At 53.0% G+C, this 14,962-nt stretch carries 13 protein-coding genes; 10 read left to right on the forward strand and 3 right to left on the reverse strand.

Translation table 11 applies throughout. From position 1 onward, the window contains the following. Positions 1-27 precede the first annotated feature (27 nt). From prfB to argH, 9 genes are all read left to right on the forward strand, one after another. Positions 28-1,141, forward strand: a protein-coding gene (prfB, locus tag ACAN56_RS29120; RefSeq protein ID WP_379147244.1) for a peptide chain release factor 2 whose coding sequence is annotated in 2 segments (ribosomal slippage) — positions 28-99 and positions 101-1,141 — 1,113 coding nt in all. Because the reading frame shifts where the segments join, the coding sequence is not laid out codon by codon here. A gap of 161 nt (positions 1,142-1,302) precedes the next feature. After that, positions 1,303-2,187: a YitT family protein gene (locus ACAN56_RS29125; protein ID WP_379147246.1), complete on the forward strand. Its 885-nt coding sequence runs from the start codon at positions 1,303-1,305 to the stop codon at positions 2,185-2,187. A gap of 185 nt (positions 2,188-2,372) precedes the next feature. Continuing rightward, positions 2,373-3,428, forward strand: a complete 1,056-nt coding sequence (argC, locus tag ACAN56_RS29130) for an N-acetyl-gamma-glutamyl-phosphate reductase (RefSeq protein ID WP_076109618.1) — start codon at positions 2,373-2,375, stop codon at positions 3,426-3,428. 21 nt (positions 3,429-3,449) lie between these two features. Further along, positions 3,450-4,682 (forward strand): bifunctional ornithine acetyltransferase/N-acetylglutamate synthase, encoded by a 1,233-nt coding sequence (gene argJ, locus ACAN56_RS29135; protein ID WP_379147248.1) that lies wholly within the window; start codon positions 3,450-3,452, stop codon positions 4,680-4,682. A gap of 40 nt (positions 4,683-4,722) precedes the next feature. After that, the gene (argB, locus tag ACAN56_RS29140; RefSeq protein ID WP_379147250.1) at positions 4,723-5,541 is read left to right on the forward strand and encodes an acetylglutamate kinase; all 819 of its coding nucleotides are present in this window, start codon (positions 4,723-4,725) and stop codon (positions 5,539-5,541) included. A gap of 114 nt (positions 5,542-5,655) precedes the next feature. Beyond that, complete coding sequence (locus ACAN56_RS29145) at positions 5,656-6,942, forward strand: aspartate aminotransferase family protein (protein ID WP_342437412.1); 1,287 nt, start codon at positions 5,656-5,658, stop codon at positions 6,940-6,942. Next, positions 6,939-7,907, forward strand: a complete 969-nt coding sequence (argF, locus tag ACAN56_RS29150; protein ID WP_038597296.1) for an ornithine carbamoyltransferase — start codon at positions 6,939-6,941, stop codon at positions 7,905-7,907. The genes ACAN56_RS29145 and argF overlap by 4 nt, the downstream gene beginning before the upstream one ends. A 318-nt stretch (positions 7,908-8,225) precedes the next feature. Next, a complete protein-coding gene (locus ACAN56_RS29155; RefSeq protein WP_038597293.1) occupies positions 8,226-9,461 on the forward strand; it encodes an argininosuccinate synthase in 1,236 nt (411 codons plus the stop codon). 128 nt (positions 9,462-9,589) lie between these two features. Continuing rightward, positions 9,590-11,005 (forward strand): argininosuccinate lyase, encoded by a 1,416-nt coding sequence (gene argH, locus ACAN56_RS29160; protein ID WP_379147253.1) that lies wholly within the window; start codon positions 9,590-9,592, stop codon positions 11,003-11,005. A gap of 130 nt (positions 11,006-11,135) precedes the next feature. Here argH and ACAN56_RS29165 read toward each other — a convergent pair whose 3' ends face one another. Continuing rightward, entirely contained in the window at positions 11,136-11,921 is a 786-nt protein-coding gene (locus ACAN56_RS29165; RefSeq protein WP_379147255.1) for an alpha/beta hydrolase, read from the reverse strand. 194 nt (positions 11,922-12,115) lie between these two features. Here ACAN56_RS29165 and ACAN56_RS29170 point away from each other — a divergent pair, with 194 nt between their 5' ends. After that, a complete protein-coding gene (locus ACAN56_RS29170; RefSeq protein WP_379147257.1) occupies positions 12,116-12,718 on the forward strand; it encodes a DL-endopeptidase inhibitor IseA family protein in 603 nt (200 codons plus the stop codon). A gap of 20 nt (positions 12,719-12,738) precedes the next feature. Here the strand turns inward: ACAN56_RS29170 and ACAN56_RS29175 are convergent, their stop codons facing one another. Then, the gene (locus ACAN56_RS29175) at positions 12,739-13,143 is read right to left on the reverse strand and encodes a CBS domain-containing protein (protein ID WP_038597285.1); all 405 of its coding nucleotides are present in this window, start codon (positions 13,141-13,143) and stop codon (positions 12,739-12,741) included. A gap of 202 nt (positions 13,144-13,345) precedes the next feature. After that, on the reverse strand, positions 13,346-14,782 hold the full coding sequence (locus tag ACAN56_RS29180) for a VanW family protein (RefSeq protein ID WP_379147259.1): 1,437 nt from the start codon (positions 14,780-14,782) through the stop codon (positions 13,346-13,348). Positions 14,783-14,962: the final 180 nt, after the last annotated feature.

Here is a 14,962-nt window from a genome sequence, read left to right on the forward strand (position 1 = left end):
TTATTTTTGAAAGGTGAAGTGAACCATATGATCGATGCTAACGTGAAGCAAGACCTGCGTGAAATAGGCAAGAAACTAACCAACCTTAGGGGGTCTCTTTGACTTAGATCTGAAGCAGGAGATGATCGCAAACTTTGAGGAGAAAATGGCTGCTCCCGGATTTTGGGATGATCCCGAGAAGGCGCAAGGTGTGATCGCCGAGATGAACGCGGTAAAATCCAGCGTGGATCAGTATGAGAAGCTGCAGCAGGATTATGAAGATGCCGCAATGATGGCTGAGCTTGCCGATGAAGAAGGCGACGACGCCCTGGCAGCAGAGATTGCCGGAACTATCCGCAGTGTTGGCAGTAAAGTCGATGAGTTCGAGCTTCAACTATTGCTGAACCAGCCGTATGACAAGCTGAATGCAATTCTGGAGCTGCACCCGGGTGCTGGTGGAACGGAATCCCAGGATTGGGGACAGATGCTGCTGCGAATGTATACGCGGTGGGCGGAAAAGCACGGATTTAAAGTAGAGGTACTCGATTATCTGCCGGGTGATGAAGCGGGGATTAAGAGTGTTACACTGCTGATCAAGGGTTTTAATGCCTATGGCTATTTAAAGACTGAAAAAGGGGTCCACCGGCTGGTGCGCATTTCACCGTTCGACTCTTCCGGAAGACGCCATACTTCTTTTGTCTCCTGCGATGTCGTTCCGGAAATATCCGATGATGTAGAGGTGGAGATCCGTACAGAGGATCTGAAGATCGATACGTACCGGGCGAGCGGCGCAGGCGGTCAGCACATCAATACAACCGACTCTGCCGTGCGGATTACCCACTTGCCGACAGGTGTGGTGGTAACCTGCCAGAACGAGCGCTCGCAGATCAAAAACCGGGAACAGGCCATGAAGATGCTCCGTTCCAAGCTGTATGAGCGCAAACTGCAGGAACAACAGCAGCATTTGGATGAGATCCGTGGCGAGCAATCTGATATTGCCTGGGGAAGCCAGATTCGCTCTTATGTATTCCATCCCTATAGTATGGTAAAGGATCACCGCACTTCCGTGGAAACCGGGAATGTCGGAGCAGTCATGGACGGCGATCTGGATCTGTTCATTGACGGGTACTTGCGGAGCCAAATCAAAACAGAGGTTGAATAAGCAGAACTGTATTCCTACGCGTCTTCGGAGGTGTAGGAATTTTTGTGATGTAAGAATGAAATGTCTGTAATTCCCGCAAAGTAGTTGAAACGCTCTGGAACAAAAACTTGACTTGGCGGCGATATATAAGCAAGATCACATCTTAAGGAGAAAAGGCATACATGCAAAAAATCAATTCACGCAACAAACCCCCGTTGATCCCGCTGAACGGTCCGCTGCGCCATACCGTAGATATTGTACTCATCCTGGTCGGGTCGCTGATTACCGCGCTTGCTTTTAATCTGTTTTTCTTGCCGAACCAGATTGCATCCGGCGGGGTATCGGGATTGTCCGTACTTGCCGAAGCCTGGTTTCATGCAGAGCCGGCATTTACGCAGTGGGCGCTGAATATCCCGCTTTTTGTGCTGGGGATCATTTTTCTCGGCAAGCAATATGGAATCCGCTCCTTGCTGGGGAGCTTTGTGCTGCCGCTGTTTATTTTCCTGACCAAAGATGGGCCTGTTCCTACAACGAACCCGCTGCTGGCTTCTATCTATGGTGGTATTGGCGTGGGGCTGGGTCTGGGTCTGGTTTTCCGCGGGCGCGGTTCGACAGGTGGTTTGACCATTCTGGCGCAGATTATCCAGAAGATCACCGGGTTCAGCTTCTCACTCTCCGTTGTGCTGCTGGACGGCACGGTCATCACGCTGGCTGCTTTTGTACTGGGGATGGAGCAGGCGATGTACGCATTGATCGGGCTGTTTGTTACAGGCAAGGTAATCAACGCGCTGGAGGTAGGCTTTAGTACGACCAAAGTTGCGTATATTATTTCGGATCAGACGGAAGAGATATCGCAGGCGATCTTAAACGACCTGGACCGTGGTCTGACTAAGCTGAAGGCTGAGGGCGGATATACTGGTGACAATCGTACGGTGCTCATGGCAGTTGTCGGGCAGAATGAGATTACGAGGCTGAAGGTCATTGTCCGCTCGGTCGATCCGGGGGCGTTTGTCATTATAACGGAGGCTCATGAAGTATTGGGCGAAGGCTTTAAAAGAGAAGCATAGATTTTTCCTTAGGGGAAGCTCAACGCTTCTCTTTTTTCTTAGATATCGGGTCACGGGCTGCGGTGGAAATCTAAAAATGCTTGGAATAAAGTTGACGCAACATGTTGTATTTATATTAATTCGGACGTATAATAATACATATTTGCAGGACGGTATTCATTCAATTCATGAAGCAGGAAGTGGGGATGACAGTGGAAGGCAAGCTGAGAGCGGCAATTGTCGGATCAACGGGTTATGGAGGCGTGGAGCTGATTAGGCTGCTGCAGAACCACCCTGATATAGAGGTTACGTCAGTGATCTCCTCATCGAGTGCGGGCGAGCCCATTGAGAATGGATTCCCCCACTTAACGGGAATTATCCAGCGAAATCTGGATGGTGTAGACCCGGCAGAGATCGCCGGAAGGGCGGATGTCGTGTTCACGGCTACACCGTCGGGAGTCAGTGCGAAGCTGGTGCCGCAATTGCTGGAGGCAGGACTGAAGGTCGTCGATTTATCGGGTGACTTCCGGCTAAAAGACGGTGCGGAGTATGAACAGTGGTATAAGCATCCGGCTCCCCCTCAAGCTTACCTGGAGCAGGCGGTCTACGGCTTATGTGAGGTATTCGGGGAACGTGCCGCCGGCGTGGATTTTATCTCTAATCCGGGCTGTTATCCTACGGCAACACTGCTGGGGCTGATTCCGGCGCTGAAGGCAGGCTGGATTAAGCATGACAGTATCATCATTGATGCAAAATCGGGAGTTTCCGGGGCAGGGCGCGGAACGAGTCTGATGGTCCATTTTGCCGAGATCAATGAGAATCTCAAAGCCTATAAAATCAACAAACACCAGCATATCCCCGAAATTGAGCAGGTCCTCACGGAGATTGCCGGAGAGAAGGTAACCGTAACGTTCACTACGCATTTGGTTCCGATGAACCGGGGGATTATGAGTACGATGTATGCCGGGATGAACGGAAATTATAGCGAGCAGGATTTTGTGGAATTATACCGTGAGTATTATGAAGGCAGACCGTTTGTCCGCGTCCGCGGGGCTGGCGTAGTTCCGGCGACGAAAGAAGTCAGCGGCTCCAACTACTGCGATATCGGGTTTGCCACAGATGCCCGTACAGGCCGGGTTACCATAGTGTCCGTGATTGACAACATCGTTAAGGGCGCAGCAGGGCAAGCGATTCAGAACCTGAATTTGATGATGGGATGGGAGGAAACCCGTGGCCTTGGCTACACGCCTGTGTATCCGTAAGGTTCAGCGGTCAAACATACAATGAATGAGATTAAAGCATATACCGTCGTGGAAGGCGGAAGTATAACTGCACCGAAGGGATTTACCTCTGGAGGGCTGCACTGCGGACTCAAAAAAACCGACCGCAATGACCTTGCGGCCATCCTTTGCGAGGTGCCTGCCACGGCTGCTGCTGTCTATACGACCAATGTATTTCAGGCTGCTCCGCTGAAGGTGACACGGGAAAGTCTGGCGAACGGGCTATTGCAGGCGGTAATCGTAAACAGCGGAAACGCCAATGCCTGCACCGGTGAACAGGGAGAAGCCGATGCCTACGAAATGCGCGCCGCGGCTGCACGTCATCTTGGTGTGAATGAGCTGGATGTTGCGGTTGCTTCTACCGGGGTAATCGGTGAGCTGCTGAAGATGGATTGTGTACGCAGCGGAATAGCCGGACTTCCGGAGAAGCTGGATGGGGGAGCGGCTGGTGCGGAGGAATTCTGCCAGGCTATTTTGACTACCGATCTGGTGAAAAAAGAATGCTGTGTGAAGGTACTGGTCGGCGGCGAGGAAGTTACAATTGCCGGAGCGGCTAAAGGTTCGGGAATGATTCATCCCAATATGGCCACGATGCTGGGCTTCATGACCACGGATGCGGTCATTGATGGCGAAGCTCTGCTAACCCTGCTGCGCACAGCTACCAATTCGACATTTAATATGATCACGGTGGATGGAGATACGAGCACCAATGATATGCTGGTAGCGATGGCCAGCGGTCTGGTCGGCAATGAGAAGCTGACGCGGCTTCATCCGGATTGGGACGCTTTTGCCGCTGCATTTATACATGTCTGCAAGACGTTGGCCAAGGCAATTGCCCGTGACGGCGAAGGCGCGACGAAGCTTATTGAAGTGCAGATCAGCGGGGCGGTCCATGATGAGGCTGCAGGTGCGATTGCCAAAACGGTGGTCGGCTCCAGTCTGGTCAAATCGGCGATATTCGGTGCGGATGCCAACTGGGGAAGAATCATTGCTGCGGTGGGACGCGCGGGAGTGCCTGTATCACCAGAGCGTGTAGACATTTCGCTGGGAGAGATCGAGGTGCTGAAGCAGTCGCGTCCGGTTGCTTTTGATGAAGAGAAGGCACTTCACTATTTGCAAAAGAGCGATACGATATTGATTACCGTAGCTTTATCTGATGGGGACGGTACGGCTACAGCCTGGGGCTGTGATCTCACTTATGATTATGTGCGGATCAATGCGGCCTACCGTACCTGACCAACCTGTTGCATAAGTCCATGGGAAGGATACCGATACTATGACCGATGAACGTATAGAGAAGAATAAGGCCGGCGGGCTGTTCGTGATGAAATGCGGCGGCAGTACGCTGGCGGCATTGCCTGACTCTTTTTTTGACGATTTAAGAGAGTTGCAGAGCAGCGGTGTGAAGCCTGTGATCGTTCACGGCGGCGGCCCGGCGATCTCTGGGAATTTGGCGAAGTTGGGTATTGAGAGCCGTTTCGTGAACGGCCTGCGGGTGACGACCGAGGAAGTGCTGGATGTGGTGGAGATGACCTTAGCCGGGAGTATTAACAAGGCGATTGTCCGAAGAATTCAGGGCAGCGGCGGGCAAGCCCTTGGCCTATCTGGTGTCGACGGCAATCTCATCATGGCCAAACCGGTAGCGAACAGCGATGAAGTGGGCCAGGTCGGTGAAGTAACCGGGGTCAAAGCAGAGATCATCGAGGGTATTCTTGATTTGGGCTATATTCCTGTAATTGCTCCTATCGGTGTGGATGCTGCGGGCCAGCGCTACAATATTAATGCGGATACTGCAGCCGGAGCGGTGGCTTCTTTTGTGGAGTCGCCCAAAATGATTGTAGTGACGGATGTTCCCGGCATTATGCGTACAGTGGAAGGACAGAAGATTGTGCTTCCGTCGGTGACGGTAGCGCAGATTGAAGAATTGATCGAAAGCGGCGAAATCTACGGCGGGATGATTCCTAAAGTGCGGGCCGCGATGGACTGCATTCAGGGCAGTGTGTCGGAGGTCGTTATTGTGGACGGCAAGGAGCCGAAAGTACTCAGCCGGGTGCTGCAGGGCGAAGAGCTGGGAACGAGAATTATCTCTTCCTAGCTGAATTTGATAGAATGCAAGAGAAGATATAGTGCACAGCCGCATTCTGATTGGAATTACAAAATACAGCGCTGCCGGAATACCGGAAGCAGCATGGTGGGAGAGTGACTAAGAATGAGTAAGCTAACGCAAGCGGAAAAGGATTCTTTGACAGGGGCAACGGAAAACCGTTCAGCGGAACTGGAGGATCAGGGGGCTGCTCCTGCCAAGCTGGGTGCGGTATTCCCGTCCTATGCCAGATATGACATTAGTCTGGTCAAGGGCAAAGGCAGCTGGGTATGGGATGATCAGGGCAACAAATATCTCGATTTCATGTGTGGTCTGGCTGTGACCAGTCTGGGGCACGCTCCGGAGAAGGTTGGCGCGAAGCTGAAGGCGCAGATTGATACGCTATGGCATGTGTCGAACCTGTTCCACATTCCGGGCCAGGACCGGGTGGCAGCGCTGCTTACCGGCAACAGCTGTGCGGATCAGGTGTTCTTTTGCAACAGTGGTGCAGAAGCGAATGAGGCTGCGATCAAGCTGGCCCGCCGCTATCACCAGAAGGTAAAGGGCACGGGGCGTTATGAGGTTATCACGTTCGAACAATCCTTCCATGGCCGCACATTGGCGACACTTACGGCTACCGGCCAGCAAAAGGTTAAAGAAGGCTTCCTGCCGCTTCCCGCAGGCTTTAAGACGGTGCCTTTGCATGATCTTCCGGCGCTTAAGGAAGCGATCTCCGAGAATACCGCAGCCATTATGCTGGAGATGGTGCTGGCGGAAGGCGGCGTGCTTGAAGTGAAGCAGGAGTTCCTCGACGCAGTGGTGGAGCTGTGCAAGGAGCATGGTCTGCTGCTGATCGTCGATGAAGTGCAGACCGGCATGGGCCGTACCGGCAAGCTGTTTGCACATCAGCATTACGGCATTGAGCCGGATATTTTCACTTTGGCCAAAGGTGTGGCCAGCGGTTTTCCGGCGGGGGTCATGCTGGGCAAAGGCTATTTGCGTGAAGCCTTCAGCCCGGGCAGCCATGCGAGCACCTTCGGAGGCACGCCGCTTGCCGCAGCGGTGATGGAAGCGACCATCGAGACGATGCTCGAAGATGAGCTGCCGCAGCGCGCAGCCGAAATGGGCCGGTACCTCACCGGATTGCTGGGAGAGAAGCTGGCAGATACGCCGTTTGTGAAGGAGATCCGCGGCAAAGGCTTGTTGATCGGCATCGAATGCCAGTCACCGGTAAGCGATATTGTGCTGGCCGGACAGAAGCAGGGATTGCTGTTCGTACAGGCCGGACCGAATGTGATTCGGCTGCTGCCTAATTTATATGTAAGCAAAGAGGAGATCCACCAGGCGGTGGACATCCTTTCCGAACTAATTCATACTTATGCTAACAAAGAAAACGGGGAGGCAGGTTCATGAGCCAGGGTGTACAAAACGCTGCGAATACAATCGCACAGCAGCTCAAAGGCCGGGATTTACTGGAGCTGAACGATTACAGTCCGGAAGAAATCACGTATTTGATCGATTTGGCCATCGAGCTGAAACAGAAGCAAAAGAACGGCGAGGTCTATCAGCCGCTAAAGGGCAAGACGATCGGACTGATCTTCGAGAAATCCTCAACCCGCACACGCGTTTCATTTGAAGTGGGGATGTATCAGCTGGGCGGACATGCGCTTTTCTTAAGCAAAAATGACATTCAGCTCGGACGCGGAGAAACGGTCGGCGATACGGCGCAGGTAATGTCCCGTTATCTTGACGGCATCATGATCCGTACCTTTGGCCATGATAAAGTGGAGGATCTGGCGCGTTATGCTTCAGTTCCTGTAATCAACGGGCTGAGCGACCTGGCTCATCCTTGCCAGGTGCTGGCCGATTACCAGACGGTCTATGAGCACAAGGGTAAGCTTAAAGGGCTGAAGCTGGCTTATATCGGCGACGGCAACAACATGGCGCATTCCCTGCTGATCGGCGGAGCCAAGCTGGGTGTGCATGTCTCCATCGCCGGACCGGAAGGCTATGAGCCGGATGCCGCTGTGGTCGCAGAAGCGCGTGAGATCGCCAAGGAGACCGGCTCTGTCATCGTCATTACCCGCAGCCCGCAGGAAGCGGTGCAGGATGCTGATGTCATCTACACGGACGTGTGGGCGAGCATGGGCTTTGAGGCCGAGCAGCTGGCCCGCGAAGCGGCGTTCAAGGACTACCAGGTCAATGAGGAACTGGTCAAAGGCGCGAAGAGCGACTATCTGTTCCTGCACTGCCTGCCGGCCCACCGCGAGGAAGAGGTCAGCACCGGTGTAATCGACGGGCCGAATTCGGTCATCTTTGACCAGGCCGAGAACCGCCTGCATGCGCAGAAGGCCTTGATGGCCGCGCTTATGGGCTAATTAATTTAGCATTAGGCTTAGAGTGAATAAAGATTGATCTTGCAAGGGTCTTGCTTGGTCTTATACTATATAAAACACTATATAAGTTGAACTGTTATAAATAATAGGGTGAAAAGGAACGAAGGGGAAGTTTGGAACTGTAGGAGCGTAAGCGTCCGCCTTTGTCTCCGGATGTTAACCGCTATAACGGTATAATCAAAAACATCTGGAGACAACAGCGGCCGGAAGTCCAAACATTCTCCGCAGTGACGACCAGAGCCCGATTGTTGTATAGTAGTTCATCTTATACCCCCCCACACGAAAGGAAGTTGCTTCTTCATGGCTAAAGAAAAAATTGTACTCGCCTATTCCGGCGGACTGGATACCTCGGTCATTCTGAAATGGCTGAAAGAAACCTATGACGCGGAGATCATTGCTTTTACAGCCGATATCGGCCAGAAGGAAGAGCTGGATGGTCTGGAGGAAAAAGCACTGGCGACCGGCGCCTCCAAAGTCTACATTGATGATCTGCGCGACGAGTTCGCGAATGACTTCATCTACCCGATGTTCCAATCGGGCGCACTTTATGAAGGACAGTACCTGCTGGGCACCAGCATTGCCCGTCCGCTGATCGCCAAGCGGATGGTGGACATTGCCATCGCTGAAGGCGCTACGGCAATTGCCCATGGCGCAACAGGCAAAGGCAACGACCAGGTACGCTTTGAGCTGGGTGTAGCTGCACTGGCTCCGAACATCAACGTTATTGCACCTTGGCGGCTCGAAGAGTTCCGCAACCAGTTCCCGGGCCGTGCAGAAATGATCGCTTATGCGGAAGCCAACGGAATTCCGGTACAGGCCTCAGCGGCTAAGCCGTATTCAATGGACCGCAATCTGCTGCATATCAGCTATGAGAGCGGCGTGCTGGAGGATCCTTGGTTTGATCCAAGCGCACCTGAGAACAAGGGAATGTTCCTGCTCAGCAACGCGCCGGAGGATGCTCCGGACGAGGCGGAATATTTGGAGCTGGATTTCCTCAAAGGCGATTGTGTTGCGCTGAACGGCGAAGCTTTGACCCCGCTGCAAGTCATGGAGAAACTCAATGAACTGGGCGGCAAGCACGGTATTGGTCGCGTAGATATGGTGGAGAACCGTTTTGTCGGCATGAAGAGCCGCGGCGTGTATGAAACCCCGGGCGGAACGATCCTGTTCACGGCACACCGCAAGATGGAGTCCATCACCATGGACCGTGAAGTGATGAACCTGCGCGACAGCCTCATTACCCGTTACAGCACTTTGGTGTATAACGGCTTCTGGTTTGCGCCTGAACGTCTTGCTCTACAGGCTCTGGTCAAAGAAAGCCAGCAGAACGTGACCGGTACGGTGCGTCTCAAACTCTACAAAGGCAATATCATCGGTGCCGGCGTCAAGAGTCCGGTCAGCCTGTACAACCCGGATATCGCGACGATGGAAGCTGATCCTACACAAGCTTATGACCAAGGCGATGCCACAGGATTTATCCGTCTGAATGCCCTGCGTCTGAAGGTTTCAGCAGGTGTAGCGGAATCCAAGAAGTAGAGTATTTTAACCGCGCGGCGGTATTGATCAAGAAATAAGTTCAGCTTAATTAAGCAGACATCCGAAGGCCGTTCCTCCCGTCAGGACAGGAGCGGCCCTTCTGGCGTCAACAGAGGAGGAAACAACAGGTGAGTAAGCTTTGGGGCGGACGTTTTACCAAAGGAACAAACAAGCTGGTGGAGGAATATACGGCTTCCATCGGGTTCGATAAGGCTTTGGCCGAAGAGGATGTGCAGGGCAGTCTGGCCCATGTCACAATGCTGGGCAAATGCGGGATTTTGCCGCAGGACGATGTAGAAACGATCAAGGCAGGATTGAATAAGGTGTTGGATAAGGTTCGTGCGGGAGAAATTGTTTTTTCCGTAGCGGATGAAGATATCCATATGAATATCGAAAAGAACCTGATTGAGGAGATCGGTCCGGTCGGCGGGAAGCTGCACACCGGACGCAGCCGCAACGATCAGGTGGCGACCGACATGCATCTATACCTGCGCAATCGGGTAGTAGAGCTGGTTGGGCTGCTGCATGAGCTGCAGGAAGCGCTGATCGGCCAGGCGAAGGATAATGTGGAGACGATTGTTCCCGGTTATACGCATTTGCAGCGGGCACAGCCAATCCTGTTCGCCCACCACCTGCTGGCTTATGTGTCGATGTTCCGCCGGGATGCGGAGCGCCTGACGGACAGCTATAAGCGGATCAATGTGCTGCCGTTGGGAGCGGGCGCGCTGGCGGGAACTACATTCCCGATTGACCGCCATTTTGTAGCGGAACAGCTTGGCTTCGACAGTGTATACGAGAACAGCCTGGATGCAGTCAGCGACCGTGACTTTATCGTTGAGTTTCTGGCAAACGCCTCGTTGATCATGACCCACCTGTCCCGGCTCAGCGAGGAGCTGGTGCTGTGGAGCAGCACGGAATTCAGCTTCGTGGAGCTGGATGATGCCTTCTGTACCGGCAGCAGCATTATGCCGCAGAAGAAGAATCCGGATGTGCCGGAACTGGTGCGGGGCAAAACCGGCCGCGTCTACGGCAACCTGATTGGCCTCCTGACCGTGCTGAAGTCCCTGCCGCTGGCTTACAACAAGGATATGCAGGAAGATAAGGAAGGCATGTTCGATACAGTAGCCACTCTTACAGGGGCGCTGCAGCTGTTTGCACCGATGATCTCCACCATGAAGGTGAACAAGGGGCGGATGCGTGAAGCGGTGAATACCGATTTCTCCAACGCGACCGATATTGCAGACTTCCTGGTCGGCAAAGGCTTGCCTTTCCGCCAGGCCCATGAAGTCATTGGCAAAACCGTACTGTTCTGCATTAACGAAGGGAAATTCCTGCTCGATCTGACGCTGGAGGAATTCAAGCAATTCTCGCCGCTGTTCGACGAGCAGATCTATGCAGTCCTGCAGCCGGAAGCGGTGGTGGATGCGCGCAACGTGTACGGCGGCACAGCCACTGTGCAGGTGAAAGCAGCGATTGAACGGGCAGAGGCTGCCTTGCTTGAGGCCAATAAATGGGTAGTGCAGCATGGGAACGCCGCTGAATAGTTAACTTTTGGCCAACGCATCATCGAAAGAGCTTAAATCAATAAAGACTGTCTTCAGCCGTATCTTAGATCACGGGAGGACAGTCTTTTTTCTATACTAGGGGAATGTCTCTGCATTGGCAGAGAAAAGCCTATTTCGATAATGGCAGCCAGGCCAGCACATCGCGGATCTTGGTGTCCCAGTAGCCCCATTCATGTTCGCCCGGGCCTTCCTCATAAGTGAGGGGCAATGACGTCTTGCTGCAGGCTTCACGGAAGGCCTGATTATCCTCGTAGAGGAAATCCTCGGTGCCGCAGCACTGGTAGAGCAGCGGTTTGGGTTCCTTCGAGCCGTCAACTTCTTGAAGCAGCCATAATAAGTCATCCGGAGTGCCTGCGATGTCTTTCTTGCCAAAGATCAGTTCGTACTCTTTACTTTTCTTCGAGGCATCTTCCGAGTTCAAGAAATGATGGGCCATATCGAGTGCCCCCGACAGACTTGCAGCAGCGGCAAAAACCTCCGGCTTGCGCAGACCCAGCTTGATCGCCCCATAACCGCCCATCGATAGGCCGGCTACGAAGTTATCCTCACGTTTCGCTGACAACGGGAAAAAGGAGCGCGCCAGCGCAGGCAATTCCTCACTGATAAACGTCCAGTAATTGCCCCCTGAGGCCATATCCGTATAAAAGCTGCGATGTACCTGCGGCATAACCACAGCAATCCCCAGTTTTGCTACATACCGTTCGATTGAAGTCCGGCGCAGCCAGATGGAGTCATCATCAGACAAGCCATGCAGCAAAAACAGCGTCGGGTGAAGATCACCCAGTTTTACATTGCTGAGCCCGATCTGTGTAGTGGTTTGCTGCGGCAAAATGACAGTCATCGAAGTGTTCAGTCCCAATACTTCTGAATAAAATTTGCATTCTATTAAAGCCATTTATTCACTCCTCCTCTCAGCCAAATAATACCACAGTGCAAATCCGATATACATCCTCGGCGGAGCTTTTTTTGTGCTTGCCGGACATTAATCCGTTTTCATAAGAAGCGGGATTGGGTATTTTAGCTTACGGGACACCGTAAGCTATAAAGTAGCTATCGCTTTTTAAAGACAATGAAGGAGGCGTTTAAAGGATGAACAAGAAGTGGATGATCGGTTCGTTAGCTCTCTCCCTGGGGCTGATGTCTGCGGGAAGCGGGGCACTGGCGGCTTCACTGCCGCTCTCGAATACAGGAGTAAAAAGCGTGGCTGTAGTGGCACCGGGAAAAGAGGGGCCGGTACTGATCAATAATTTGACAGTCAATAGCGTGGTTCCGCTGGTGGCCCATGCCAAAGCTTTGTATACGTATACGCATCGCGGAGGAAGTGCATATATGCCGGAGCTTTTTCAGTATAATGCTATGGAATACCGGTTTCTTTCCAGTGATCTCGGAACGAAACAGAAGCTGCTCAGTTACATAAAACGTGCGTACACCCACAAGGCGGCGGCTTATTATGTACAGAATCAATTTCTGGAGTATAAGGGGAGAATGGCGCAGGTGAATGCCGACATGGGCAATTCACTGCAATATGAGAAGGCCAAGGCCAGAATGGTTTCCAAAACCACAACCTCAGCAGTGTTCGAGCTTACTGTGCCTTATCCAGAGGGCCAGGGCCCGACAGAAACTGTAGTAGTCGAACTGAAAAAAGTGAACGGGTACTGGAGGATTGACACGTCACCGGACATTCTTTTCTAAGAGGCAGTGGAGTAGGTTTGCTATTCGGGCTGAGGTAGATCTGAAGGGTAGACAACACCGGCGAACTTGCCGTTGCTCGTAATAATAATGCAATCATTTCTCATAGGCTCGGGGCGGTTCATTGCTTCAGCCCGCACGTTGTCTGGGGAGGCGGAGATGTCTGCAATCAGCGGCTTGCGGTTCATCAGCTTGGTTATAGATTCTCTGTAGAAATGATCCATGCCCAAACGTCCGGTAGCTTTCAAAAAGAAGCGCTCGCACATCAGCAGGCCAACAGGTTCATTCACGGAATTGCAGACGACAATGCATTTGGATTCCGGATGCTGAAACATGACACGCAGCGTTTCACGGCAGGTGCGCGAGGCGTAGACGGCAGGAGCGCTGCGGACGACGGAGGGCAGCCCGGATGCAAGTATGGTGCTCATAGTAATTCATCCTTTCTGAGACTAGTTTACTGTCAGTGTAACGTCATATCATTAACTGCGGTGGCGCTGTAGATTATCAGAGTGTAAAATGAATATATACGATTGTGAAACTAATACTTATATTGCCCAAAAAGACGGTCAGAGCATCCGCTGCTGACCGTCTTTTTCGAATTTCCGGAATGCCCGCCAGTAAAGGGAAGGCTCACTGCTGTTGACTGCTGCGTACGCCATCCTCAACCAGTTGCTTTTTTGGCGATTCCGGCAGGGTGGATCTGCTCATGCCGCCGCGGTTGATGGCGATGACCCGTTTTTGCGCCGGATAGACATCGCGTGAGAGCTTTGTCTTCTCTACGGCCTTGCCGTCCTCATAGCGGGTAATATAGGTCTCAACCACATAGCCGGTTTTGCCGTTCTGCAGTACCCGTGTTCCGCCGGGAGGCAGCGAAGAGTCGCCCACATACTTATCGGCCGGCGGCAGCACCTCCACGGTCTGGGAGTGGACAGCATAGGAAACGTTCTTCGGGAACGTTCCGAACAGCTTTACAGTTAAGGTGCGCCCCTGTACCGCAGCTTTAATAATCAAGTATTTACCGGTGTTGTTGCGGAAGCGGAAATTGATGTAGCCCTGGGCGAATGTTGCATCCTGCCCCTTGGGCAGATAGCTGACCGGCAGCGAATGATTGCGCCGCTCCACAATTTCCAGCCCCGAGCGGAGTGCGGCGTTGTAGAGGGTGCTGGAGACCTGGCAGATTCCACCGCCAGTGCCGGGCTGCAGCTTTCCGTTCACAATGACTGGTGCTTCACGGAAGCCGTATTCAACCTGAGCTTTTTCAATCGCTTTACCGTAATCGAACACAGCGCCCGGCGGGAGCATTGTACCGTTGACGGCTTTGGCGGCGGCTTCTACGTTAAAGGACCGCCCGGGTCCGCTTGTACCGAGTGAAGTGCTGAATTGGGTGATTTTCCGTTCAATCCCCTGGTCTTTCAAAGCCCTAAGTGTGACTGCAGGCTCCTGGACGGCCAACGGCACTTCAAGAGTGATCCCCTTGCCCTGCAAAGAATCTACGGTACTGAGTCTGGTTGGCAGAGCCGCCCGGAGGGCAAGCTCCAGTCCGTGCCAATCTACCTCGTAGGAGGTCTTCTCTGGTGTATAGACTACCCGGTCATCCTCAGTAATCCGCCGCGTGGCGTCAACGGGAATACCAAAAGACTCTCTTTCCCAGGCCGGGCTTAAGCTGTTCTGGAGCTGGCTGATCTCCAGATGGGCCCCGAAGCTCCAGCTGCGGGGGAAACTGCGGCGGGCACGAACACGGTCCAAGAGTCTTCCGTCTGTCAGCTCCTTCAGTCCCCGGAGGAAACGTTCCGCTTCGTAGGTCATTCCCGCTTGCTTCAGCGTGAGGGTCAATTCCGTATTACCCTCCGCCTTCAGGATAAGAGGGACCGTCTCCAGCGCCTCCAGCCGAGCCTTTAATCCGTTGCGGACCTCGCTCATGTCCATTCCGCCGATGTTCCAGCCTGCCAAATGGGTGTCCTTCGGAATGGTTTTCTGGCTCCCATATAAATGAAGCGCTCCGGCGAAAAGAGAACCGGCAAGGATGAGCCCGGTCAGAGCGATAAGCGCAGCGTGGATTTTTTTCATGAAAATTCTCCTTCTGGGGGCGTATTGGCGCTTGAAGCGGCGCGGGCCATAGTAGCAATGCTAGTAGTAACAATGCTTAAAGAACGGTTTCTGTAACCGATATATATGTACAGGGGACAACAATCACGCTTTTATATATGTATATGTGCGGCTCCGGCAAAACTTTCGGGTACTCAATCG

The sequence above is a fragment of the Paenibacillus paludis genome (assembly GCF_042610515.1).
Classification (GTDB): domain Bacteria; phylum Bacillota; class Bacilli; order Paenibacillales; family Paenibacillaceae; genus Paenibacillus_AQ.